General features: G+C 59.9%; 25 protein-coding genes and 1 tRNA gene. 13 read left to right on the top strand and 13 right to left on the bottom strand.

The window, feature by feature from the left end; all coding sequences use genetic code 11:
* Position 1: 1 nt before the first annotated feature.
* Positions 2-454, bottom strand: coding sequence for an Ivy family c-type lysozyme inhibitor (locus LKE65_RS03465; protein ID WP_278740464.1), 453 nt, complete (start codon positions 452-454; stop codon positions 2-4).
* Between the two features lie 751 nt (positions 455-1,205).
* Here LKE65_RS03465 and LKE65_RS03460 point away from each other — a divergent pair.
* Complete coding sequence (locus LKE65_RS03460) at positions 1,206-1,475, top strand: HU family DNA-binding protein (RefSeq protein WP_025826862.1); 270 nt, start codon at positions 1,206-1,208, stop codon at positions 1,473-1,475.
* A gap of 86 nt (positions 1,476-1,561) precedes the next feature.
* On the opposite strand, the gene LKE65_RS03455 is transcribed toward LKE65_RS03460, so the two are convergent.
* The 6 genes from LKE65_RS03455 to LKE65_RS03430 form a co-directional block, all read right to left on the bottom strand.
* The gene (locus tag LKE65_RS03455; protein WP_086646537.1) at positions 1,562-2,803 is read right to left on the bottom strand and encodes an MFS transporter; all 1,242 of its coding nucleotides are present in this window, start codon (positions 2,801-2,803) and stop codon (positions 1,562-1,564) included.
* A 243-nt stretch (positions 2,804-3,046) separates the two neighbouring features.
* A tRNA-Gln gene (locus LKE65_RS03450) sits at positions 3,047-3,121 on the bottom strand.
* A 69-nt stretch (positions 3,122-3,190) separates the two neighbouring features.
* A complete protein-coding gene (locus LKE65_RS03445; protein WP_278740461.1) occupies positions 3,191-3,850 on the bottom strand; it encodes a TetR family transcriptional regulator in 660 nt (219 codons plus the stop codon).
* 64 nt (positions 3,851-3,914) lie between these two features.
* Positions 3,915-4,736 carry a pyrroline-5-carboxylate reductase gene (proC, locus tag LKE65_RS03440; RefSeq protein WP_086646538.1) on the bottom strand — a complete coding sequence of 274 codons (822 nt, stop codon included), beginning with the start codon at positions 4,734-4,736 and terminating at the stop codon, positions 3,915-3,917.
* A 2-nt stretch (positions 4,737-4,738) separates the two neighbouring features.
* The gene (locus LKE65_RS03435; RefSeq protein WP_086646539.1) at positions 4,739-5,239 is read right to left on the bottom strand and encodes a YbjN domain-containing protein; all 501 of its coding nucleotides are present in this window, start codon (positions 5,237-5,239) and stop codon (positions 4,739-4,741) included.
* A 60-nt stretch (positions 5,240-5,299) separates the two neighbouring features.
* Positions 5,300-5,590 (bottom strand): accessory factor UbiK family protein, encoded by a 291-nt coding sequence (locus LKE65_RS03430; protein WP_086646540.1) that lies wholly within the window; start codon positions 5,588-5,590, stop codon positions 5,300-5,302.
* Between the two features lie 421 nt (positions 5,591-6,011).
* Between LKE65_RS03430 and LKE65_RS03425 the strand changes: the two genes are divergently transcribed.
* Complete coding sequence (locus tag LKE65_RS03425; RefSeq protein ID WP_278740459.1) at positions 6,012-6,938, top strand: J domain-containing protein; 927 nt, start codon at positions 6,012-6,014, stop codon at positions 6,936-6,938.
* A 70-nt stretch (positions 6,939-7,008) separates the two neighbouring features.
* On the opposite strand, the gene LKE65_RS03420 is transcribed toward LKE65_RS03425, so the two are convergent.
* Positions 7,009-7,422 (bottom strand): hypothetical protein, encoded by a 414-nt coding sequence (locus tag LKE65_RS03420; protein ID WP_086646542.1) that lies wholly within the window; start codon positions 7,420-7,422, stop codon positions 7,009-7,011.
* A 174-nt stretch (positions 7,423-7,596) separates the two neighbouring features.
* Between LKE65_RS03420 and LKE65_RS03415 the strand changes: the two genes are divergently transcribed.
* Positions 7,597-7,938: a hypothetical protein gene (locus LKE65_RS03415; RefSeq protein ID WP_278740457.1), complete on the top strand. Its 342-nt coding sequence runs from the start codon at positions 7,597-7,599 to the stop codon at positions 7,936-7,938.
* Positions 7,939-7,968: 30 nt separating this feature from the next.
* Here the strand turns inward: LKE65_RS03415 and LKE65_RS03410 are convergent, their stop codons facing one another.
* The 5 genes from LKE65_RS03410 to LKE65_RS03390 all read right to left on the bottom strand — a co-directional run bounded on the left by LKE65_RS03410 (position 7,969) and on the right by LKE65_RS03390 (position 14,330).
* A complete protein-coding gene (locus LKE65_RS03410; protein ID WP_086646544.1) occupies positions 7,969-8,721 on the bottom strand; it encodes a 2OG-Fe dioxygenase family protein in 753 nt (250 codons plus the stop codon).
* Positions 8,722-8,733: 12 nt separating this feature from the next.
* Positions 8,734-11,235 carry a mechanosensitive ion channel domain-containing protein gene (locus tag LKE65_RS03405; protein WP_165925748.1) on the bottom strand — a complete coding sequence of 834 codons (2,502 nt, stop codon included), beginning with the start codon at positions 11,233-11,235 and terminating at the stop codon, positions 8,734-8,736.
* Positions 11,236-11,370: 135 nt separating this feature from the next.
* Entirely contained in the window at positions 11,371-12,030 is a 660-nt protein-coding gene (locus tag LKE65_RS03400; protein ID WP_278740456.1) for an RDD family protein, read from the bottom strand.
* A gap of 56 nt (positions 12,031-12,086) precedes the next feature.
* Positions 12,087-13,334, bottom strand: coding sequence for a bifunctional glutamate N-acetyltransferase/amino-acid acetyltransferase ArgJ (argJ, locus tag LKE65_RS03395; RefSeq protein WP_086646547.1), 1,248 nt, complete (start codon positions 13,332-13,334; stop codon positions 12,087-12,089).
* 84 nt (positions 13,335-13,418) lie between these two features.
* Positions 13,419-14,330, bottom strand: coding sequence for a peptidylprolyl isomerase (locus LKE65_RS03390; protein ID WP_086646548.1), 912 nt, complete (start codon positions 14,328-14,330; stop codon positions 13,419-13,421).
* A 245-nt stretch (positions 14,331-14,575) separates the two neighbouring features.
* Here LKE65_RS03390 and secA point away from each other — a divergent pair, with 245 nt between their 5' ends.
* From secA to tolB, 10 genes are all read left to right on the top strand, one after another.
* Positions 14,576-17,299 (top strand): preprotein translocase subunit SecA, encoded by a 2,724-nt coding sequence (secA, locus tag LKE65_RS03385; protein WP_086646549.1) that lies wholly within the window; start codon positions 14,576-14,578, stop codon positions 17,297-17,299.
* Between the two features lie 40 nt (positions 17,300-17,339).
* Positions 17,340-18,089, top strand: coding sequence for a YebC/PmpR family DNA-binding transcriptional regulator (locus LKE65_RS03380; protein ID WP_086646550.1), 750 nt, complete (start codon positions 17,340-17,342; stop codon positions 18,087-18,089).
* Between the two features lie 2 nt (positions 18,090-18,091).
* Complete coding sequence (ruvC, locus tag LKE65_RS03375; RefSeq protein WP_086646551.1) at positions 18,092-18,598, top strand: crossover junction endodeoxyribonuclease RuvC; 507 nt, start codon at positions 18,092-18,094, stop codon at positions 18,596-18,598.
* Positions 18,595-19,203, top strand: a complete 609-nt coding sequence (gene ruvA, locus LKE65_RS03370; protein ID WP_086646552.1) for a Holliday junction branch migration protein RuvA — start codon at positions 18,595-18,597, stop codon at positions 19,201-19,203. Before ruvC ends, ruvA begins: the two co-directional genes overlap by 4 nt.
* Entirely contained in the window at positions 19,200-20,276 is a 1,077-nt protein-coding gene (ruvB, locus tag LKE65_RS03365) for a Holliday junction branch migration DNA helicase RuvB (RefSeq protein ID WP_086646553.1), read from the top strand. Before ruvA ends, ruvB begins: the two co-directional genes overlap by 4 nt.
* Positions 20,273-20,686 (top strand): tol-pal system-associated acyl-CoA thioesterase, encoded by a 414-nt coding sequence (ybgC, locus tag LKE65_RS03360; protein WP_086646554.1) that lies wholly within the window; start codon positions 20,273-20,275, stop codon positions 20,684-20,686. Before ruvB ends, ybgC begins: the two co-directional genes overlap by 4 nt.
* Positions 20,687-20,783: 97 nt before the next feature.
* Complete coding sequence (tolQ, locus tag LKE65_RS03355; RefSeq protein ID WP_025826892.1) at positions 20,784-21,524, top strand: protein TolQ; 741 nt, start codon at positions 20,784-20,786, stop codon at positions 21,522-21,524.
* A gap of 2 nt (positions 21,525-21,526) precedes the next feature.
* Positions 21,527-21,958 carry a protein TolR gene (gene tolR / locus LKE65_RS03350; protein ID WP_086646555.1) on the top strand — a complete coding sequence of 144 codons (432 nt, stop codon included), beginning with the start codon at positions 21,527-21,529 and terminating at the stop codon, positions 21,956-21,958.
* 32 nt (positions 21,959-21,990) lie between these two features.
* Positions 21,991-22,998 carry an energy transducer TonB gene (locus tag LKE65_RS03345; RefSeq protein WP_253529078.1) on the top strand — a complete coding sequence of 336 codons (1,008 nt, stop codon included), beginning with the start codon at positions 21,991-21,993 and terminating at the stop codon, positions 22,996-22,998.
* A gap of 25 nt (positions 22,999-23,023) precedes the next feature.
* On the top strand, positions 23,024-24,388 hold the full coding sequence (tolB, locus tag LKE65_RS03340) for a Tol-Pal system beta propeller repeat protein TolB (protein WP_086647073.1): 1,365 nt from the start codon (positions 23,024-23,026) through the stop codon (positions 24,386-24,388).
* Positions 24,389-24,622 lie beyond the last annotated feature (234 nt).

Genomic DNA, 24,622 nt, shown 5'->3' with positions numbered 1-24,622 from the left:
TTTATGGGGTTGGCTGGTCTGTTTTTCCAGCGGCAGGGCTATTGCAGCCGGGATGTTCGGGGTTGTTGGTCGTATAGGCGGCCCTGAGTGCTGCCAGAATGGGGGCAGATGGTTCACCCAGTGGCATCTGGTACAAGGCACCATTGGTGACAACGGACAGGAACCCCCATGCCTTATGGCCATCTGGAGTAAATACCACCTCCATCTGGTAGGCCGCACAGTCATGGGGTTTGCACAGGTGCCCCAGCAGGTAGGGCTTGCCATCAATGCTTGTTTTTTCAACCGGGACCGAGGTCGCCTTTAGCTCCGAAACCCACGGGGGCAGGGTGCTCATGGCATGGTACGCGGGTGCGAATGCAGGCTGTGCGGCAAATTCCGCAGTAACAGGGAGTTCTGCCGCCAGAGCCGGTGTTGCCAGACCAAGAGCCGACAGTAAAAGGAGGGAAAAACGCATGGTTGCACCTCATGAACTCTGTTTGCCACAATAACAGAACCATATCCGTTCTGTATTTGGCTTACGGATCAGACTATACCTGTATTATGATCAAACAAGGGCAATAAACGTACAGGCAGTGCATAATAAAACCAGACCGAATTGCTCCCGTTAATATTAAATTAACTGTGACGGACTCCATAATTTACAAAATCTGGAATCCCCGGAAAGAACGGGAAGTCTGGTGTGTGGCCGAAAAAAAAGACGTAAGCATATGCTTGCATAACCGGCCATGCCACGGAACCTATGCGTGGGTAGTTTAAAAAATCCATTATTCAAAAACGGTATTTTCAAAAATAAGTCGCCATATACAAACCCTGTGGCTCTCTGGTTGTTGTGTCAGGTCAGGGGTGTTGCTTTTATCCGCACAAGAAATGATCTGAGTCATTGAATATGTTCTGCAAATTGTCATGCTATTTATGGTTAGGAATTATGTAATAGCATAAGGGAGTTTGTAACAGTTGGAGGGAATAGTGCGGGTTTTGCGGTCTGCACAGCCAGCACATCGTGCCTGTGAGCAGGTGGGAGGTGTGTGTCTGTAAAGACACAGATTCTGTTTCTGCTGTTCCCATCGGGAGGAATCGAAAAAAGATATATTTTTTATGTTGGTAATTTTTAAGAAATGTGACTACAAGCCGTTAAAGCCTTTTAGGCATATCCGTTCAATAATTGTCATGTACAAAATTCTGTCTGAAAGGGAGCCAGTAACTCTATGAGCAAGGCCTTTATTGCAGCAGTGATTCAGGATTCGATCAACTGCACAGGGGTTGCCGCCAATCAGGCTGCGAATGACCTTATTGATGCTATTGTTGTCGAACTCAAGCGTGAGGGTGGGTTTACCCTGCCGTCCTTTGGCACGTTTACAGTCCGTAAAACCAAGGCCCGCAAGGCGCTTAACCCCCGCACGGGCGAGCCGGTCAAGGTTAAGGCTGGTAAAACGGTACGGTTTAAAGCCAGCCCCAATCTTAAAAAAGCTGTCTGAACACCAAAGCCATACCGGCCTTTAGGGGCCGGTCATGCAAGGAGCCGCACCGGTCATTTGGTGCGGCTTTTTTTATTGTTCGGGGTTTATACTGTATCGGTTGTAATATCTTCCAGCCTGTCCAGCTTGCGCAGGCCGGGGAACAGGCCCATCCATATGCCTGTTACAACCAGTGTGCCAACACCTCCCAGTACAACGGCGGCAACCGGACCCATAACAGCCGCCAGCATCCCGCTTTCAAATTCACCCAACTGGTTGGATGACCCGATAAAAAGCATGTTCACGGCCGATACGCGGCCGCGCATTTCGTCCGGTGTGCCAAGCTGGACCAGTGCGCCACGGACCATAACGCTCACCACATCCGCCCCGCCCAGAATGGCCAGCATAAGCACGGATACGGCTATGGAGTGGGAAAAACCGAACAGAATGGTCGCCACGCCAAAAACGGCTACGGAGGCAAACATCCACCGCCCGGCATGCCTGCCCAGCGGGTGGCGGGCCAGCACCGCAGCAACAAGCAAGGCACCAATGGCAGGGGCCGCCCGTAGCAATCCAAGCCCCCACGGCCCGGCATGCAGAATATCCGTGGCAAAAATGGGCAGCATGGCCGTGGCCCCGCCCAGGAGTACGGCAAACAGATCAAGCGAGATCGCACCCAGCATGGTGGGTTTGCGCCGCAAAAAGGCAATGCCGCCAAAAACCGCGGCCAGAGTAGCCCGCTGCCGTGGCCGGGCCGGACTTGTTATGACCATGGACCAGGTCGCCAGCGCCGCTATGGCAAAGCTGATCGCGCAGAGCGAATAGCACACCCCCGCACCCAGACCGTACAAAAGCCCCCCCAGAGACGGCCCGGCAATGCTCGCGACCTGAAACAGGGAGGAAGAGAGCGCTGTGGCACGGGGGAAGAGTGCCGGCGGCACAATGGAGGGCAGGAAGGTCTGCTGGGCCGGCATTTCAAACGCCTTGCAGGTGCCAAATATGGCAACCAGCCCGTAAATCATGGTGGCGTTCAACTGGTGCGTAAAAGAGGCATAGGCCATGAACGCCGCAGCCAGAAGTTCTATGGTCTGGCAGGTGACCACAATACGCTGGCGGTTGTGCTGGTCTGCGGCATGCCCGGCCGGGAAGATAAACGCCACCATGGGCAGGAACTGTGCCAGCCCCACAAACCCCAAGGCCGCTGCACTATGGGTGAGCGCGTAAACCTGCCAGCCAACAGCTACGGCCTGCACCTGCCCGGCAAAAGCGGACAAGGCCCGTGCGCCAATAACAGCAACCAGACCGGGGTGGCGCAAAAGGGGGGATGGGGGAGCAGGGGCATCAGGCATGGCAAAAGCTGTATTGTATCCGGGAACAGAAAAAGTGGCGGGCTTAAAAAGCACTCTGTTCGGCCATGAATGCGCACGAACACCCGCAGGGCTAATCAAAACACCGTATTGGCAAAAACTGCTGTGTTATGGCCACCACCTGATGTGGAGACCATGATGGTGGAACAGTAAGACCATCGCACCCTCCCACAAGACCGGGAGAAGCCGCAACCGTATGATTTATCGGAGGGGGAAAACAGGTTCTGGCTGGGGCGGGAGGATTCGAACCTCCGCATGGCGGAATCAAAATCCGCTGCCTTACCGCTTGGCTACGCCCCAATGGCCTGAACTGCCTGCGCCTCTTTTAAGCTAAACAGGGTTCGGTCGTAAAGGCCGGTTGTCGCAAAATTAGTCGCGCGGGGCGGATATTGTGCCCTGCGTAAAGCCTGCATCCATGTCAGCCATATCGTCCAGGTCAGCCAGTCCGTCCGGCTGGGTATCTGCATCTGCGCCGGTGGGGAACAGGCCAAAGCGCCCGGCCTTGTCCAGTGCCTGATCCAGAGCTGCCATGGTGCTGCCCATGTCGGGGCTTTCGTCTTTTTCCCAGACGCGCAGGGTGTGGGTCCATACGGCCACCAGCATGTTCACGCGCACAAAGCCAAGCACGCCATTGGCGTTTACGCCTGCGGCATCGGCCATCCAGCGCATGCTCTCCACCGTAGCGCCCCCGAGCAGCAGGGTCAGGGCCGGGTCCATGGGCAGGGTGCGCAAAACGGACTGCAATCCACCGCGGTACTGCTGGAACACATCCAGCCTGCGCATAAGCAGGTCAAACAGCCGCTCGCGCACAGCGCCACAGAGCATGTCGTCCGCCAGAGCCACATCATCGGCCAGGCGGCCAAGACGGAGCAGGATACTGGCCTTGAGAGGGAAGCGCCGCCGAGCTTCAGGCAGGGGTAGCCCTGCCTCACGCGCCGCAGCCAGCACGGTTACGGAGCTCCAGCCCCGGTCCTGAGCCAGTGTTAGGGCAGCCGAGACAAGGGCTGTGTCAAAGTCGTCATTATCCATATCAAAGACCTGTCGCATGAGCGGTAAATGGCTTGGCGGAGTGGTGCTGGCAAAGCAGTACAGGCTAGCTGGCCAGCTCTTTGGCGCGGTGTACGGCAGCGGCAATGGCGGCGGAGGTGGTTGCAGGCCATGCCTGCGGGGCCATCATTACCTTTAGGGCTTCAGCCGTGGTGCCGCCGGGGCTGGTTACGTTGCGGCGCAGTTCTTCGGCATCGGTCGGCAGAGTATGCAGCATGCAGCCTGCGCCATACAGGGTGCCACGGGCCAGCTTGCGGGCAACATCGGCGGGCAAGCCCTGCTCCACGCCTGCTTTTTCCAGCAGTTCTGCCATTAAAAATACATAGGCCGGACCACTGCCGGAAATGGCAGCAACGGAGTCGATCAGTCCTTCCTCGGCCACCCATACGGTTTCCCCCACAGCACAAAGCAGGGCATCGCAATAAGATTTCTGTTCCGCTGTGGCGTTGGGGGGGGCGTATAGCCCGCTCATACCTGCCCCCAGCGCACAGGGCGTGTTGGGCATGGAGCGAATAATAACCGGGTTGGCCTGCGGGTTGGCCTGCACATAGGTGTCGTGCAGGCTGGCAATGGTACGCCCCGCCATGACCGAAAGCAGCGTTGCCTGCCCAAAACGCTGGGCCAGTTCGGCCAGCACGGGGTTGGCCTTCTGCGGTTTAACCGCAACAATAATCACGTCCGGCGTAAAGCTGGCGGGAACATCCTGTATGCTCTGCACCACCTTGTGGGGGGCTGGCAGGTCTGCAAGGTGGCGATCAATAATAACGGAGGGGGCCAGCCCGGCCTTGAGCCAGCCTTCAAGCATGGCACCACCCATTTTGCCGCACCCGACAAGCAGGATGGAGGGAAGGGGAAAATGCTCAGTCATGTTCATGCCTCTCCATGGCAGTCCAGCATGGCCGAAGCCAGTGCATCTGCCGCACTCAGCCCACCGGTCAGGAAAAAGCGCAGGGCCGGATAAAACCGCTCGCACTCGGTCAGGGCGATGTCGATCATGTCTTCAAAAATGTCGGTTGCGGTTTCCGTGCCACGCAGGAGCAGGGCGTGGCGGAACAGCAGCACCCCGTCTTCCGTATCGACGCTAAAATGGCCGACCCATACCTGCTCGTTGGCAAGACCGATCAGCTCGTACAGGGCCAGCCGCATGTCCGGGCTTACGCGCAGGTCAAAGGCGCAGGTAAACAGAATGGTGCCCAGCTCGGCCGACCACGAAAAAAACAATCCGTAGTCGCACCATCTGGCCGGGGCTTCGGCCGCCATTTCGGTCGGGGTGCAGCGGTCAAAGGTCCACCCATGCCCGGCAATGACCTGTTCCATCAGGTCCAGCGGGTTGGTGGGTGGGGTGGTGGAGCCGGTTGTCAGGGCTGGCATGGCATGACTCCCGTGCCTGCGGTCAAAAACAAAAACGGGACAAAGGGCGTGTGCGGCCTTTTAGTGTGCGCCGCCCTTGTGGCTGCTGGTCAGGTGCTGTTCCAGCGCTTCTACCCGTGCTTCCAGTGCGGCCAGGCGGCGTTCGGCCTCTTCCTGGCCAATGCGGGCCTGTGCGGCCAGTTCGCGCATGACTTCAAATTCTTCACGGCGGACAACCTGCAGGCTGGTCAGCACTTCGTCCACACGGCTGCGGACAATGGCGTTCATTTCTTCACGCACACCGGTCAGTGCGGACACGGCACCTCCGGCAACACCTGCAAGATCATCAAAAAAGCGCGGTTTGTCAGCCATGCGGGAGTCTCCAATCAATCCGTTATGAGCGACCAACAGCCTGCGGCTGTCTGGCGTAGCGCTCTTATGGTCCCGACTTTATAAAGAATAAAGGCTCAGCCGGACAGAGGCCATGCCCCGGTTTCCGTTTTTGTGGTGTAGTTTATCTGTTGGGCGCACATGTGGCTTTCGCTCTCCCTCCATTGACCGCTTGAGGGCGCGTTCCCATTATTAGGGATAACAGTTGCAAAAACGGTGCGCGCAACCAACACACTTTGGGCAGGCGTGCAGTGTGGTATGGAGACACAATTATAATGACAACAGTCTTGGCGGAGGCTTTTTGCCCCCTCCGCCTGAATGCACGCCTTGGGGCGGTGGCTGGCTGTGGGCGGCGCAGGATGCAGCCCGACAATGGTAACAGGATGGGGGAAGGGACGGCTGCATGAGTGATCGCGATCCGTATTCAGTATTAGGTATTGCCAAGACAGCCAGTCAGGATGACATCCGCAAGGCGTACCGCAAGCTGGCCAAAAAATATCATCCAGACCTGAATCCCGGCGATAAAAAGGCCGAGGAGGAGTTCAAGGCGCTCAATCAGGCCAATGATCTTTTGTCCGATGCGGACAAGCGCGCGCGCTTTGACCGGGGCGAGATTGATGCCTCCGGGCAGGAACGCCACCCTGGGTTTGGGGGCGGAGGTTTTGGCGGCGGCGGCTTTGGGGGTGGTTTTGGCGGTGCAGGCGGGTTCCGCCCCGGTGGCGCTGGCATGGGTGGTTTTCAGGAAGAAGACCTGAGCGACCTGTTCGGTGGCATGTTTGGCGGAGGTGCCCGCGCACGCCGTGCTGGCCCGCGCAAGGGGGCTGACCGGTCCTTTGCGCTGAATGTCAGTTTTCTGGATGCAGTGAATGGCGCTACGTCACGCGTGAACCTGCCAGATGGCGCAACGCTGGATGTGCGTATTCCCCCCGGTATGGAGGATGGCAAGGTCCTGCGCCTGCGTGGCAAGGGTATGCCCGGCGTGCAGGGTGGCCCCGCAGGGGATGCGCTGATTACAGTGACCGTACTGCCCGATGCCACCTTTACGCGAGAAGGCCCGGACCTGCGGGAAACCCTGCCCGTGGACCTGAAAACCGCAGTGCTGGGTGGCCCCATTATGGTGCCAACACCCACAGGCACGGTTAAAATGAATGTACCCGCAGGCTCCGATACCGGCACCGTGCTGCGCTTGCGCGGCAAGGGTGTGCAGGCTCATGGCGGCAAGGAAGCGGGGAATCTTTACGTGCGGCTGGAGGTCAAGGTTGGCAAGGCCGATGCCGCACTGGAGGCTTTTCTAAAGGACTGGACGCCAGAAAGCGCAGTAAACGCATAATGCGTGCCCCTCCCGCGCGTTAAAACGAGCGGGAGGGGGGATCTGTCTGGCCCGCAGGCCAGTCAGTGGCTCAGGGGTCGTTGCGGTACAGGGGAACGTCCACCTTGTGACCGTTGGTATTGGTGATCAGGATATGCCCTGCGTTAGGGGAGATCAGGGTCATGGTCATGGTGGTGCCATGCTGTGTGCCAGACCAGGATGAACCGGATTTCTGGGCAAGGCTGAACCGGCTTTCACCAATATTGGCGGCATAGACTTCGGGCACATTGACCAAAAGCCGGGCGGCGGGGCCCATGGCCCGGTTGCCAGCAACCGTAAAGGCAGGCACTTCGGCCCGCACGGTCCAGGCACCCATAAAGGTGGCCATGGGGTAGGTGGCCTCTGCCGTGGCGGCTGCGGGTGCGGGGGTAGCCGTATGGGGGGCGGCCATTGCGGGAGCCGCTGCCAGCCCCAGCATGGCGGAACAAAGAAGAATATGTTTCATGTCTGCTTCCGTAGCAAAAAATCAGGTCCGGTCTATGTGGCGTGTTTGGTCAGGTCCCGTCCAGTGCTGGCACCGTGGGGCAGATACCCTGAACTGCTTGACGAACCCCCATGACAGGACCAAAAAAACAGGATCTTTTCCGGTCTGCATGACAACCACGTGGAGAACAGCATCATGAGTGAGCAGGAAACACAAAGCCGTGTTGACGGGGCCGCTCCTCTGCACGATGGGCAGGCACCCGTAGTACAGGCCCCGCAACAGGCGGATGAATCCCAGCCTGCCGCACCCAGCAACGCTGCGGTGCATACGCAAACGCACGAGGCACTGGCCGAGCCGGTGCATGTGCTGCCGGCCTCCAAGCCGGATAATCCTGCCCCCATCCAGCACCCTGTTGCCCCGCCAGCCCATAATCCGGGCATGACGTTCAAGGAATTTTCCCAGATGGCGGGGGCAATGGTTTTTGTAGTCTGCTTTGTAGCCCTTGGGCTGCACGCAATTTACTACGCAGGTTACTAAAAGCGGCCCTGCTCCGGGCCGCTGCTCCGCCTATTCGTGGCGGAGGGTTACAACCAGCACATCGCGGTAAGCCGGGCGGCTGGGGTCCACGGGCTGTACAGGGGTTACGCCGTGGTAAACCCTGTTGTCGTTTACAACGGCTGTGTCCATGGGGTTGGTCAGGGTAAAGCTGCCAACCTGTTTGTGGCCGAGATCGTGGATGGATGTTTCCCCCTGCGCCACGTTTTCCCGCCGTACCATCACCACAAAAACCCAGTCCACGCCATCACGGTGCAGTCCTTCAGGCGTGGGGCGGCCAACGGCATCGGGCCGTGCCTCAATACGGAACTGGTGTATTTCCGTGTGCCATGCGTTGGGCCTGCGCTCTGCGGGGGTCAGGTCCGTTACCACGCGCAGGGCCAGCCGCAATATGGCCATGAGTGCCGGGTGCTCGCCAAGGGCGGGGAGTACGGGTTTAAACCAGCGTTCCACCCCCCCATTAAGGGTATTGTAATCCCGGCTCTGGTAATGGGGCTGGTGTGGTTTGCGCGTTATCGCGCCCTGGGTCAGCGAGAACGTGGCATAGCGCCTGCGCCGGTAGCGCCCGCCATCGGCCATGTAGCGGTCCACGCCCAGATCGTTCCAGCTTGCGGCAAAATCCTCCCACCCCTGCAGGCCCTCGGCCTCCAGTGCGGTCTGCATGGCCTGCGCCTGAAGGAAGGCAAAGCCATCCTCCGCTAAAGGGGTTTCCAGAGTCTGGAGAATGGTGCCCGCAAGGGTGGTCGCAAAAATAGGCTCGGACATGGGATGGGCCTCTTATTCGTCGGCTTTGGGCGGTGCGGCCGGTGGCGTGTTTGCCGTAGGCTGCTGCGCGGGCTGTTGCTCGGTTCTGGCCGGGGCGGGGGCTGCTGGGCCACCTTGCGGCATGGGGGGCATGGCGTCGAGCGCCATATGCAGGGGCACGTTGGGGGGCGTGGTGGAGTAGCTGGTGGGGGTGTAGAACTTGACACCAGCGGCTGCCATACGCAGGGCAATACGGCGGTAGAACTCGCGCTGGACCTTCCACTTCATCATCGGTGCGGTTTTGATGATGCCAACCAGCACAGCACCGTTCCCATCCGAGCTATCCACACCCAGATCGGTATAATCAGAGAAGATCATGGGGCGGAAGGTGTCTTCCTTGCGCATGTCTTCAATGGTTTTCTGCATGATCTTGACGACCTTGCTCGTGTCTTCGCTCAGGTCCAGCGTCTGGCGCACAATAATCTGGTTAAAGCCGCGCGCCGTGTTGGCAATGGAGGTCACGGAGGAGAACGGGATAATATGCAGGTCCCCGTCAAACGACCGGACGCGCAGGGTGCGGATGGAAAGATGTTCAACCGTACCGGCAATGCCACCCGTTGTAACCCAGTCCCCCACCTGAATGGCGTCCTCTGCCAGCATGAAAAAGCCGGTGATCACGTCTTTGACAAGGCTTTGCGAACCAAAGGACAGGCCAACACCCAGAATACCCGCACCCGTAAGCAGCGGTGTGACGTTGATCCCGATTTGCGAGAGTGTGGTAACGGCCACAAAAATAATGATCACGGCCAGCAGCACCGTGCGGATAATGGGGAGCACGGTACGCAGCCTTGCGGCCCGTGCCTCCTGCGCACTGGCCGAATAGCGCGAGATCTGCTTGTTCAGAATACTGTTCACTGTCTCCCATGCCACAGCGGCAATGGTCATGCCGATCAGCAGGCAGGCCGCAGCCCCGACCAGACGCAGCCCAAGGGCTGAGTGGAGGAAGAAGTCAAAGGTGGGAATGCTCCAGCTTTGTGCAACGCAGATCGCGGTGGTCAGGATAATGGCAATGGTGATGATCTTGCGCACGAACGGGTAGTAAAAATCCGCCCGTTTCTGCAGGTCAGGATACTGGGCCTGCAATTCCGGGCCAACGCGGAACAGCCGGTCCTGCAACCCGTAAACCAGCAGTGCAAGAACGCGGGAGACAATCAGGCACAGGAAGTTCAGCAATGTGCCATGCAATATCCACTGGTATCCCCCCTTCAGGTGGGCTGCCCAGACAAACCACAACGCCATGTCCAGAAAAATAACCGGCACCCACCACAGCTTGGCCAGCGTGCCAGCAAACGCCCACAGGGCATTTTTGCGCAGCCCCGGAGAGGGCTGGAGTGCGCGGGCCACAATATGGCGGATACGCCAGATAAAGGCGGCAATCAGCAGGTGTTCGATCAGCACCACACCGCGCATCATGGCTTCCACCCCTCGCGTATCCAGATCAAACTCCCGCCCCAGAATGGACAGGCAGATCACAATGGACGGGGCTGCGACCAGCACGTTCCACCACCGGGTCAGCAGCCGGGCCGTGTCATCTGGCATGGGCAGCAGGCGGATGGCGGGCGAGCGCGGGACCAGAACGGTCTCGACAATCAGGTAAAGGCCGCGGGCAATGGCGTAGGCGTTAACCAGAGTCAGTGCCACGGTGCGGGCCTGATCGGTGGAGGTCAGGAACTCCGCGCCAAGGTAGCCAAGCAGCAGGCATACCCCAACCGGCAGCAGTTTGAGCAGGAAGTGCATGGCATTGTAGGGAATGCGCACAAGGTAGCGGAGCACTTCGTTCCCGCGGCGCTGGTCTTTTTCGCGCGTTTGGGTCGTGTCTGCATCTGTGGCGCTGTCCGCATCGGCCACGGCTGCGGTTTCGGTCGGTGTGTCGCGGTTTATGGTCTGAGCTTCTGCCTGCCGGGCCTCGCGCGCCTCGGCCATTTTTTTGACCGAGGTCAGGGGGCGGCGCAGGCCAATGCTGGTTGCCCGCTCGGCCACAAGGGCCAGAGCAATAATCAGCAGGGCGCGGCCAAAGGAATCCAGCAGGGACTGGCGGGACTGCGGGTTCTGCACCTCATGGCGGAACCATGTGCCAACAGAGCCCAGATCGGTAAACAGGCTGGTAAAGTTGTCCACGTACTCGGTGGCCGTGTTGCCCAGATCATCAAGTTCCGAGTGCACGGAATTGTCTATGACCGCAGGTGTGGCGCTGGAGGCGGCAGAAGCCTTGGAGGCAGCACCGGCCGGGGCTGCGGGCAGCCCTTTGGCCATAAGAGAGAGCGTTTTGGAAAATTCGGCGCGCTTTTGCGGGTCGTTCAGCACGTTCAGCAGTTGCTGGGCATCCTGCTGGCTCAACCCGCCTGCCTGCACGGCGGCAGGGCTGTCAGCCAGAGCGCGCGCGGTGGGGAGCAGGCCCCAGCCGAGCAGGAGAATAAGGCAACTTTTGAAAATCCAGGAGAAAAAGAAAAACCGGTCCCGGCTTTGTGCGGTCATGACCTGCCCTGTCCTTTGCTGAACGGTCTGGGGGTTTTGCGCTACGCGCCTGATATTGCCCGCAGGGTAGGAGGCAAATCAGGCGGTATCAAGACCGGCAACCGGTTCAACTGTTATTCGGGCAGGCGGGTGGGCTTAGTTGTGGGGTGGAAAAGGGGCAATCTGGGCGGGTTTTGTGTGCCGCAGGACCAGTGTGCCCGCCATCATGTCATGCAGCCCCTGCTTGCGTTGGGTGAACGCAACCATCAGCACCCCGATGTAAAGTAGGGGGAAGGACAGAAACGCCTTGATAACAAACCGCAGCAGCGCACGCGGATGCGAAATCTGTTCCCCCTGAAGCGTAACCACTTCCAGCCCGAACAGCCGCTTGCCCGGCGTTGCCCGGAACGAGGAGGCTTCGAACATAACGCAGTACACCATGGGCAGCAGACTGAGCACAATGCCGAACGTATGCCATTCCGACCCCGCATGCAGGTGCGGGATCAGCACGGAAATGGGGTTTGCATGCGGGAGCGATGTTGCGGCGATGTTCACCACATCCACCGTCTGGCTGGAGGTATCGGGGATGGGCAGTTCTTCCCAGTCCACATTAATTTTGGGGCCAAAAAACAGGCTGAGAATACCTTCAGCCGTGCTCAGGATGACCGCATCAATCAAAAATGCCCAGACACGCCACCAGAACCCTGCGTAAACCCATACATCGGGCTGCGGCTGTGGTGTGTTCCATGCTCCGGACCCGGCAGGTTGGGGTTGCGGTGTTGCGCCCCAGCCGGGCGGAGGCGTAATGCTGGCCATGGTCAGGCTCCCTGATGTGCCGCGAAAAGGCAGGTCATCTGTAAAAAACGGAACACTCAGCTACGGTACGAGCCGTTGATGTCGATATAGCCGTGTGTCAGGTCACAGCTCCATGTGCGGGCCGTGCCCTGGCCAAGCCCCAGGTCAACTGCAATATCAATTTCCTGCCCCTTCATGTGGGCGACCACGGGTGTTTCGTCATACCCTTCGGTTACGGTGCCATCCCGGGCAATGCAGACGCCGCCAATGGATACGCTCAGCGTGTCCCGGTCAGCAGGTTCGCCACATTTGCCAACGGCCATGACCACACGGCCCCAGTTGGCGTCTTCCCCCGCAATGGCGGTCTTGACCAGTGGGGAGTTGCCAATGGCCATGGCCACACGCCAGGCGGATTCGTCCGATACCGCTCCGCTGACCGTAATGGTCATGAGCTTGGTTGCACCCTCCCCATCACGGATGACCAGCAGGGCCAGTTCGCGCAGCAGGTCGTTCAGGGCGGTCCTGAAATCGGCCAGAGCGGGGTCGTGCAGGGCATCCACCGTGTCGGCCACGGGGGCATTGCCCGCAGCACCGGTGGCAAACAGCAGAACCATGTCCGATGTGGACGTATCGGAATCGACCGTAATGCAGTTGAAGGTGGTTTTAACCCCGGTGCCCAGCAGGGTTTGCAGCACGGAGGCTGGCAGGGCCGCATCCGTTGCAACAAAGGACAGCATGGTGGCCATGTCGGGCGCGACCATGCCACTGCCTTTGGCCATGCCCTGAATAACCACATCCGTGCCGTTGATCCGTGTTTTGCGGATGGCGGCCTTGGGGAAGGTATCCGTGGTCATGATCCCACGTGCAGCAGCCTCCCACCCCGTTTCGGACAGAGCGGCATGCAGTGCGGGCAGGGCGGTGGTAATGCGCTCGGCAGGCAGAATTTCCCCAATAACCCCGGTGGAGGCCAGATAGACGGCATCGGGCGAGCAGCCTGTTACTTCGGCGGCGGCCTGTGCCGTGGCCTCGCATGTCTGGCGGCCGGCGCGGCCGGTGAACACGTTAGCGTTACCAGCGTTAACCACCAGTGCGCGGGCCTGCCCGCTGGGCAGAATGGCGCGGCACCAGTCCACCGGCGCGCCGGGGCATTTGGATTTGGTAAACACGCCGGCAACCGTGGTGCCGGGTGCAAATTCGGCCAGCACCAGATCGGTCCGGCCCTTGTAGCGAATACCTGCCGCAATGGCGCCAAGCCTTACTCCACGAACAATGCCAAGCTCAGGCATTGGCTGGGCAAGGGGAGAAACGGGGAGAGACTGCGCCATCTGGCGGTATCCTTGGTAGATGTCAGCCCCGGTCCACCACAGAACATTCTGGGGCGGGCCGGGGCTGTTGTCGGTTGGAGTATCTTACTTTTTAGGTGCTGCGGGCGTATCGGCCAGCGGCTTGCCCGTGGTGGGGTCAAAACGCACGATCTTGACACCGGCTGTGGCTTTTTCCACGGCCTGACGCACGTATTTCTGGATCAGGGCCTGACGGATCTTGTCATGCACGGCGTCAAGCGTGGGGGTCGGGTCCGTGCGTGTGTCCAGTACCTGAATAACGTGGAAGCCATACTGGCTCTGCACGGGTTTGGTGCTGATTTCGCCCTTTTTCATGGCAAAGGCTGCATCGGAGAAGGCAGGGATCATGTCGCCCTTTTTAAACCAGCCAAGGTCACCACCGTTCTGGGCGGCACTGCCTTTGTCGGTCGAGACTTCGGCAGCCAGCTTACCAAAGTCCGCGCCACCTTGCAGCTTCTTGATAACGTCGTTGGCTTCGGCTTCGGTCTTGACCAGAATGTGGCGTGCGTGAACTTCCTGCTCGGCAGGCTTGCCCACGTAGTTTTCGTTATAATACTGCTTGATGGACTCATCAGACAGGTGAGGCATCACCTGCTGGGACAGCCATGCGTTCTGGAGTGCGTTGTCCGCTGCTGTCTGCATCAGCTTCTGGGTGTCGGGCTTTTTGTTCAGCCCTTCCTTCTGCGCTGCAATCAGGATGGCCTTCTGGTCTGCCAGCTGGTTGACCAGCATGGGGTAGATCAGGGTGGTGGGGAGCTGGCGCATCTGCGGTGGCATGGTGCCCATGGCGTTCTGCACATCGGCAACGGTGATTTTTTCACCATTAACGGTGGCCACAACCGTGTTCGGGTCTGTGGGCTGTGCAGGTGCCGTGGAGGCCGCCGGAGCTGGTGCTGCCGCAAAGGAGGGAGCGCACAGCATGGAGGAACCGAGCAGGGCAGTAGCTGCCAACCCGAACGCGTAGGGAATAAACCGCATAGGACAAAACCTTAAAGTCGGTAAAAAACAGTTCGATATGTATGAAGGAGGCTACCCGCCCCGGCAACCCCTGTTTCGTTCGGATATGGGGGCTGGACGGTAAGCTTGGTTGACCGAACCCCTGCCCGGTCCTATTTTGCAGGGCAAGCCACGCAAAACGCCTGTGTCTTTCGCCCTGTCCCGCATCATTTTTGCGGGATGATTGAGGGTGGGGAGCAAGGCCGCACTGTTCTGGAAAGGTGTTCATGCTTTCACGCTTCGTCCGCGCCCTGTTCGGCACAGCCAATGACCGGACGCTCAAGGCATTCCAGCGCCGTGTGTCGGAAATTAACGCACTGGAGCCTCAGATTCAGGCTCTGGATGATGCTGCCCTGGCAGCCAAAACCATAGAGTTCAGGGACCGGCTGGCCAAAGGTGCCACGCTGGATGACCTGCTGCCCGAGGCCTTTGCCGTCACGCGTGAGGCCTCGCGCCGCGTGCTGGGCATGCGCCATTTTGACGTGCAGCTGATCGGCGGCATGGTCCTGCACTCCGGCCGCATTGCGGAAATGCGCACGGGGGAAGGCAAAACGCTGGTGGCAACGCTGGCTGTGTATCTGAGCGCCCTTTCCGGCAAGGGTGTGCATGTGGTCACGGTCAATGATTATCTTGCCTCGCGCGATGCGGCGGAAATGGGGCAGCTCTATACATTTCTGGGGCTGACCACGGGCGTTATCGTGCCCAACATGCCTGATGAGCAGCGCCGTCAGGCCTACGCGGCAGACATTACCTACGGCACGAACAACGAGTTCGGGTTCGACTACCTGCGCGACAACATGAAGTACCAGCTGAACGAAATGGTTCAGCGGCCCTTCCACCACGCCATTGTGGACGAGGTGGACTCGATCCTGATTGACGAGGCGCGGACCCCGCTCATTATCTCCGGCCCGGCGGAAGACAGTTCCGACCTGTATCGCTCGGTGGATAGCGTTGTCGCCCGGCTGGTGCAGGACGAAACCGCATACGAAAAAGACGAAAAGTTCCGCACGGTCATCCTGACCGATGCCGGATCGGATGCGGTGGAACTGCTGCTGCGTGAAGAAGGCGTGCTGGATGAGGGCGGGCTGTACGACCTGCACCACGTGGCCGTTGTGCACCATGTCATGCAGTCCCTGCGCGCACATACCCTGTTTGCGCGCGATGTGGATTACATCGTGCGTGACGGCAAGGTTGTGATTATTGACGAGTTTACCGGCCGCATGATGGAAGGCCGCCGGTATTCCGATGGTCTGCACCAAGCACTCGAAGCCAAGGAACACGTGGAAGTCCAGCAGGAAAACCAGACGCTGGCCTCCATTACCTTCCAGAACTTCTTCCGTCTTTATCCCCGCCTTTCGGGCATGACCGGCACGGCCATGACCGAAGCCGATGAATTTGCCGAAATCTATAATCTGGATGTGGTGGCCATTCCCACCAACCGCCCCGTAGCCCGCAAGGATGAGGACGACGAGGTTTACCTGACAGAGGCGGAAAAATTTGCCGCCGTTGTCAAGCTGATCAACGAGGTGCACCAGCGCCAGCAGCCCATTCTGGTCGGCACCACCTCGATTGAGAAGAGCGAGGCCCTGTCTGCCCTGCTCAAGAGCGAGAACATTCCCCACCACGTGCTCAATGCCCGCTTCCATGAGATGGAGGCCAAGATTGTGGCGCAGGCTGGCGCACCGGGGTCCATTACCATTGCCACCAACATGGCTGGCCGCGGGACGGACATCAAACTCGGCGGCAATGTGGAAATGCTGATCGCCCAGCAGCTTGGCGATATGGAAGACACGCCCGAACGCGCCGCTGCGGAGCAGGAAATCCGCGACCGCGTAATCCGTGACCACGCTACGGTGCGTGAGGCCGGTGGGCTGTACGTTATCGGCACGGAACGGCATGAAAGCCGCCGGATCGACAACCAGCTGCGTGGCCGTGCGGGCCGGCAGGGGGACCCAGGGAACTCCAAGTTCTTTATTTCGCTTCAGGATGACCTGATGCGGATTTTCGGCTCCGACCGTATGGGCAGCATGTTCCAGAAGATGGGCATGCAGGAAGGCGAGGCCATTGTTCACCCATGGCTGAGCAAGGCGCTGGAACGGGCGCAGAAAAAGGTCGAAGCCCGTAACTTCGACATGCGCAAGAACACGCTCAAATATGATGACGTGATGAACGACCAGCGCAAGGAAGTATATGCCCAGCGCCGCGAATTCATGGCGCAGGATGACGTATCCGCAATTGTGGCCGATGCGCAGGACGATGTGACCGATATGCTGGTTGCACGCCACATCCCCGAAAAATCCTTTGCCGAGCAATGGGATGTTGAGGGGCTGACCCAGCAGGTCCACAAGACGTTTGGCCTTGACCTGCCAATTGCCGACTGGGCGCGTGAAGACGGAATGGATGCCGAAGGCGTGGCCGACCGGATCAGTCAGGCGGTTACCCAGTCTCAGGCCGCGCGGGCAGCCAATATTGGCCCCGACCTGATGCGGTTTATTGAAAAGCAGATCCTGCTGACAACGTATGATGCGGTCTGGAAAGAGCACCTGCACGCGCTGGACCAGCTCCGTCAGGGCATTGGCCTGCGCGCATACGGGCAGAAAGATCCGCTGAACGAATACAAGCATGAAGCCTTCCAGCTCTTTACCTTCATGCTTGAGGAAATGCGCCAGCGCGTAGCATCGCTCATGGCGCATGTGGAGGTCTCGCCTCCACCGATGGAAGACCCCTTTGCAGACACGGCGGCCATTCATGCTGACCCCGAAGTTGCAGGGTATGCCTCGGAACCGGGTACCGGGCTTACGCCGGGTGCCGCGCCGGAAATGGCCGTGCCCATCGGGGGCAGCGCCATTATGCCGGATGATCCGTCCAGCTGGGGAGAAACCCCCCGCAACGCGCCATGCCCATGCGGATCGGGCAAAAAATACAAGCATTGCCACGGGCAGCTCGGCTGAACACGGCCCACCCGGGGCAGGACAGGTAAGGTTAAGGAATATGGCTGGTCATTCCCAGTTCAAGAACATTATGCACCGCAAGGGTGCGCAGGATGCCAAGCGCGCCAAGCAGTTTGGCAAGATTATCCGCGAGCTGACCGTAGCCACACGCTCCGGCCTGCCCGACCCCAACTCCAACCCGCGCCTGCGTGCAGCGATTGTTGCGGCGCGTGATGTGAACATGCCCAAGGACACCATTGAGCGTGCGATCAAAAAGGCATCGGGTGGCGCTGGTGGCGATGACTACGTGGAAATGCGCTACGAAGGCTACGGCCCTGCAGGTGTGGCGGTTATTGTGGAAGCCCTGACGGACAACCGCAACCGCACGGCATCGGAAGTGCGCGCAGCATTTTCCAAAAGCGGCGGCTCCATGGGGGAAACCAATTCCGTCTCCTTCATGTTCCGCAGGCTGGGGGTGATTACCTACCCCGCATCCGTTGCTTCGGAAGATGACATGCTCGAAGCGGCTATTGAGGCCGGGGCCGAAAACGTGGTTTCGACCGATGCAGGGCATGAGATTACGTGCGAGGTCGAATCCTTCTTTGCGGTCAAGGACGGGCTGGAAGCCCGGTTTGGTGAGGCCGAAAGCGGCAAGCTGGACTGGCGGCCTGAAAACACCGTGACACTGGATGAGGAAAAGGCCCGGAGCCTGTTCAAGTTCCTTGATGTTCTGGAAGACAATGATGACGTCCAGAACGTTTATGCCAATTTTGACCTGCCGGATGATCTGGCGGAAAAACTGTCGGCCTGATTGTGGTACGTCTGCTCGGCATTGATCCCGGCCTGCGCTTTACAGGGTGGGGCGTGATTGATGTTGAGGGCAACAGGCTCCGGCATGTGGAAAATGGCGTTATTGCCACCAATAGTGCAGAGAGCGTGCCAGACAGGCTTAAAGTCCTGCACGATAATCTGCATTGGCTGATAGAGCGCCTCCAGCCCGCAGAAGCAGCGGTGGAGGAAACCTACGTCAACCGCAACGGGGCTGCTACGCTCAAGCTGGGTTATGCCCGTGGCGTGGCCCTGCTGGCCCCCGCCCTTGCCGGGCTGAGCGTGGCCGAATACGGCGCGCTTGCGGTTAAAAAAGCGGTGGTTGGCACCGGCTCGGCAGATAAAAAACAGGTGGAAATGATGGTGCGCAGGCTCCTGCCGGGGGTGGAGGTCATACGGGCGGATGCGTCCGATGCACTGGCCGTGGCCATCTGCCATGCCCACCACAGGGCCAGCGCCCGCCACATTGCAGCCGGAGTGCGCATGGCATGATTGCGTTTTTATGCGGACTTGTCATTCAGGTGGATCTGGGCAGTTGCGTGGTGGATGTGAATGGCGTGGGCTATCTGGTAGCCGCGTCCACCCGCACTCTGGCAGCCCTGCCCAACCCGCCTGAAAAGGCCCGGATTCTGATCGAAACCGTGGTGCGTGAGGACGCGATCCTGCTTTACGGTTTTTCCGAAAGTGCGGAGCGTGAGTGGTTCCGCCTGCTTACGGGTGTGCAGGGAGTTGGGGCCAAGGTGGCGCTGGGTATTTTGTCCGCTCTCTCGGCGAGTGATCTGGTGGCAGCCCTGACCACGGCAGACAAGGCCACCCTTATGCGCGCACCGGGTGTGGGTGCGCGGCTGGCCGAGCGGATTTTGACCGAACTGCGCGACAAGGCAGGTAAAATGCCCGGCAGCAAGGGCGGTTTTAGTGTGCCGGTCATGGCAACCCCTGTTGGCAGCATAGAGGCCGATGCTCTTATGGCATTGGCAGGTCTGGGCTTCCGGCGCATGGAGGCAGCCCCCGTTGTGCGCCGCATTATGGACGCCAGTGGGCCGGAAGCCACGCTGGACACGGTGCTGCGTGACAGCTTGAAAGACCTTGCCCGATGAGCCCCGAATTTACCCCCGAGCGCGAGATTGACGCGACCCGGCAGGGGGAGGATGTGGGGGAGGCCGCCTTACGGCCACAAACTCTTTCCGATTTCACGGGGCAGCAAGCCAGCCGCGAAAACCTGTCCGTTTTTATTCATGCCGCCCGCAACCGGGGGGAGGCGCTGGACCATGTTCTGCTGCATGGCCCGCCGGGTCTGGGCAAAACCACACTGGCCCAGATTGTGGCGCGCGAACTGGGGGTGGGGTTCCGTGCTACATCCGGCCCCGTTATCCAGCGTGCGGGTGATCTGGCGGCTATTCTGACCAACCTGCAACCGCGGGATGTGCTGTTTATTGACGAAATCCATCGTCTTCAGCCCGCGATTGAGGAAATTCTCTACCCTGCCATGGAGGATTTCCAGCTCGATCTGATTATTGGCGAAGGCCCGGCAGCGCGCTCCGTGCGGATTGACCTGCCCCCCTTTACGCTGGTTGCGGCCACCACCCGTGCCGGGTTGCTGGCGACACCTTTGCGTGACCGCTTTGGCATTCCGCTCCGTCTGGTGTTTTACACGCCGGAGGAACTGGCGCGCATTGTGGCGCGTGGGGCGGACAAGCTGGGGTTTGCCCTGTCCGCCGGTGGGGCTATGGAAATTGCACGCCGCTCGCGGGGGACACCCCGTATTGCAGGGCGTCTGCTACGCAGGGTGCGTGATTTTGCCTCTCTCTCCGTGCCAGAGGGGCAGGTGGTTGAGGTTGATGTGGCCGATGCAGCCCTGACCCGGCTGGAAGTGGATGGTCTGGGGTTGGACGGCATGGACCGGCGTTACCTGCGGCGCATAGCAGAGTACCATCACGGTGGCCCCGTTGGGGTGGAAACACTGGCTGCAGCTCTGGCCGAATCGCGTGATACGCTGGAAGATGTGATTGAGCCTTTTCTTATTCAGGAAGGGCTGGTCCTGCGCACAAGCCGGGGCCGTGTGCTGGGCGAGCGTGGCTGGCGGCATCTTGGCTTGACGCCTCCGCCCCGACCGGAAAACACTGCCGGACCCCAGATGGATTTTCTGGCGGATGATGAGGAAGCTCCATGAGCAGCCACTCCATAGATTTTCGCGTTTATTATGAAGATACGGATGCAGGGGGCATTGTGTACCATGCCCGGTATCTGGCGTTTGCCGAGCGGGCGAGAACCGAGGCCATTCGCAGCTGCGGCATGCCTGCCTCGGGCCTTTTGCATGATTACGGGCTTGTGTTTGTGGTGCGTGACGCCAGACTGACCTACCGCATGCCCCTGCGGCTGGATGATGTGCTGACCGTTACAACACGGCTGACATCCCTGCGTGCGGCCAGTTGCCGGCTGGAACAGATTGTAACCCGCGGGGCCGATGTTGCGGCCGAGGTGGATGTAGGTCTGGCATGTGTGCGCGCAGCAGATGGGCGTCCTGCCCGATTTCCGCCTTTATGGCATGATCTTCTAAGCCGGTTGGCACCAAAGGACTAAAAGCGCCTCTTCTGCTTTTTTACGGAAAACAGTAAGAAGCAGCAGTGTTGGGCCGTGAGGAATCTCGCCCGAGTCGGAGACTGGTGGCCCGCAACGGGTGCAGAGGCAGGAGGCATTATTGGATCGTGCGGTTGATGCGGCAAATCTCGGCGTAAGCGCGGCGGGAGACCTGTCGGTTTGGGCGTTGTTTATGAACGCCTCGCTTGTGGTCAAGCTGGTTATGCTGGGGCTGCTTTTGTGCTCCATTATGGTCTGGGCCATTATTATCGACAAGTTTGTGACAATCCGGCGGATCAACCGCGCGGCTTCGGGGTTTGAGGACCGGTTCTGGTCCGGTGGCAGCCTTGATGACCTGTACGAAAGCGATGGCGCAAAGCCCGTAAGCCCGATGGCCGCCGTGTTTGGCGCAGCCATGGGGGAATGGCGGCGTTCAGCCCGTATTCCGGGGGTGGATCTGGTGCGTGGTGGGGTCAAGGAGCGCGTGGACCGCGCCATTGGCATTACCATCACGCGGGAGATGGACCGCCTGCGCCGCTGGGTGATCTTTTTGGCAACCGTGGGGCCGGTCGCTCCGTTTGTGGGCCTGTTTGGCACGGTGTGGGGGATCATGCATTCCTTCAGCTCCATTGCGGCAGAACACAACACCAACCTGAGCGTTGTGGCTCCCGGTATTTCCGAGGCGCTGTTTGCAACCGCCATTGGCCTGCTGACCGCCATACCCGCCTATGTGGCCTATAACGTGATCAGCAACAGCATGGACCTGTTTGAGGACCGCCTGGAAGGATTCGGCACCGAGTTTGCCGCCATTCTCTCCCGCCAGTCTGAAGAAAGGGTCTGAGCATGGCTATGTCGTCTGGTGGGAGCGGGCGCCGCCGCAGGCGTCCGATGGCCGATATTAACGTAACGCCCATGGTCGATGTCATGCTGGTGCTGCTGATCATCTTCATGGTCACATCTCCCATGATGACCAGCGGCGTGAATGTTGACCTGCCCAAAACCGACGCCCGGCCCGTAAACTCGGATACAAAGCCGATTACGGTGTCCATCAAGGCGGATGGGGCCCTTTTTCTGGGGGATGAGCCGGTCACAGCGGAACAGCTTGTGGCCCAGCTCAAGGCAGCTGCGAACAATGACACCGAGCACCGCATTTTTGTGCGTGGTGACGCCCATATTGATTATGGGCAGGTCATGCAGGTCATGGGTCAGATTACCGCAGGTGGATTTACACATGTGGCTCTGCTGGCGCAGCAACCCGCCAGCTCCGGGCAATAAGCCATCCGGTCGGGTGGAGAGGTACGAACACGATGCCTATGGCACGGCCACGCCGGTCTGATCAGCTTTTGCTCAGGCGGTCTCTTTATGTGTCAGGTGCGGCGCATATCGCAGCACTTGTGGCACTGCTGATCTCCCTGCCGCCGCCAAAGCCGCCGGAAGAACCGCCACAGCCAACGGTCGAGATGGAGTTCGAGCCATCAGACGCGCAGGATGGAGGCCCCTCTGCCAAGGCTGAAAAGCCTGCAGATGAGCCGCGTCCGCCTGCTCCCGCCGTGCAGGATGCTCCTCCCACGCCCGAGCCGCCCAAGGACGTGCCGAACGAGGAGCCCCCACCACCGCCCCCGCCGCCTCAGGCTGTGCCGCCCCCGCCCCAGGCGGAGGCTGAACCGCTGCCGGACGTGCCCCTGCCCCCCAAGGCGGAGGAACCCTCGCCAGAGGCGGTCAAGACGCCCCCATCCCCCCCGGCGCCGCTCAAGCCGTCTACCAGCGTGGCACCCCCATCCCCCATGACGCAGCAGACGGATACGCTGCCCGACATGGTGGTGCCCTCGCATCTGACGCAGCCCAACAAGGCCAAGAAGAGCGAGCCGGACACACATTCGCTGCTGGAAACGCTGGATACCTTCCGCTCGGACCAGAAGCAGACACACGCCCCCAAGGCGCGGGCCAACCCGCTTGCCGGTGGGGCGCCTAACGGGGGTGGATCACCCGTGGGCAGTAACATTACGGGCAGCCTGAGCGTTGGGCAGCAAAAGGCCATTGGGGCATCCGTCCGCCGTTGCTATTCGGAAGATACGGCGGCCAAGGACTATGCCAGTTTTGTGGCCCATCTGGTTGTAACCGTGGATGCAACGGGCGAGGCACGGATTGTGCAGTTTGCCCCGGAAACACAGGCCCGTATGAGTGCGGATGCGTCTTACCGTGCTCTGGCCGAGCGTGCCCGCGCGGCCGTGTTAAGCCCCACATGCGCCAAACTGCCGATTCCCAAGGAGCTTCTTGGGCAGCCCCGGCAACTCAAATTTGTCTTCAGGCCTTAAAAGCAGGCCACACGGAGGAAAACACATGCTGATGAGTACCCGGCCTCTTATTTCCGATCAGGAAGCAGATGCTCTGGTGGGCGCGCTGCGCCGCCGTACCCTGCTTGGCGCAAGCGTTGCCGCAGGGGGCATTCTGGCCACTCCGCTGGCTGCTTTTGCCGCCACAGCCGCGCCAGAAGCCGAAATTACGGTAGATCAGGCCCGCACGGCTCCTATCCCCATTATCATCCCCGATTTTGGGGGCGGTCTTGGCCAGCAGATGGCCGAGGTACTGACCAACGACCTGAACAATACGGGCCTGTTCAAGGTTATTCCCGGCTCGTCCACTGCCGCCAAACCCGACTTTGCCACCGCCAAGGGCCTTGGCGCGCATGCGCAGGTTACGGGGAGCGTTACGGGGAGTGGCGCATCCGTGCGGGTGGAAATCCGGCTGTGGGATGTGCTGAGCCAGCAGCAGATTCAGGGGACGGCCTACACAACATCCTCCGCCAACTGGCGGCGTATCGCCCATATTGTGGGTGATGTGATTTACGAGCGGATGCTGGGTGAAAAAGGGTATTTTGATACCCGTATCGCCTTTATTTCCCGCTCTGGTCCGCGTGGGCACCAGCGTACACGGCTGGCCATTATGGACCAGGATGGCGCCAATGCCCGCATGCTCACGGCCGGGAACTGGCTGACGCTGACGCCCCGCTTCAGCCCTGCCAAGGATCAGGTCGCCTTTATGTCCTACGCCAATAACCGGCCGCGGGTGTATCTGTTCGACCTCAATACCGGTCGGCAGCAGATTCTGGGTGATTTTCAGGGGATTTCGTTCGCGCCGCGCTTCTCGCCCGATGGGCGTTCGGTCCTGCTGTCCGTCACCCGTAATGGTGGGTCGGACCTGTATTCGGTCGATCTGGCCTCGGGCGCGCGCAGGCAGCTTACGGCTTCGGGCGCGATTGACACCAGCCCGTGCTACAGCCCGGACAGCTCGCAGATTGTTTTCAACTCCGACCGGGGCGGCAGCCCGCAGCTGTACATCATGCCCGCAGGCGGGGGGAACGCGCAGCGCATTTCCTACGGGCAGGGTACCTATGGCTCCCCCGTATGGTCCCCTCGTGGGGACCTGATCGCCTTTACCCGCATTGCCGGGGGCATGTTCTCCCTTGGGGTCATGCAGCCTGATGGCACGGGTGAGCGGATCATGACCGAAGGCTTTACGGTGGAAAGCCCGAGCTTCTGCCCCAACGGGCGCGTGCTGGCCTATTGCCGCCAGAGCCGCGCCGGCGCGGGTGGGAGCGGATTCAGTTCCATTATCGGCATGGTCGATATTACGGGCTTTAACGACCGCGTTATTCCGACGCCAGAAGGGGCATCCGACCCGGCATGGTCCCCCCTGAACGGGTGAAGGATTATTCTCCCGCCCGGCTTTGGGGCGGGAGAAGTTTTCATAATTCCGCCCTAATTTTCTTTATAATTTCGTAATTTAGGGTTATTGTGCTTGGGGCCGGGGTGTGTTGTTTGGGTATCAGTCAAGGTATGGCTGGTATGAGAAACAGAGAACATGCTTGACCGGCCGCATAAGCTATGGCTTACGGCGGAATGGTCTCCAAAATTCGTCGGCTCTTCGAAGGGTTCGGAG

The organism is Acetobacter fabarum, assembly GCF_022483405.1.
GTDB classification, from domain to species: Bacteria; Pseudomonadota; Alphaproteobacteria; order Acetobacterales; family Acetobacteraceae; genus Acetobacter; species Acetobacter fabarum.
Note: the sequence above shows the minus strand (reverse complement) of the source record. Positions and strands in the feature narration are given on the sequence as shown.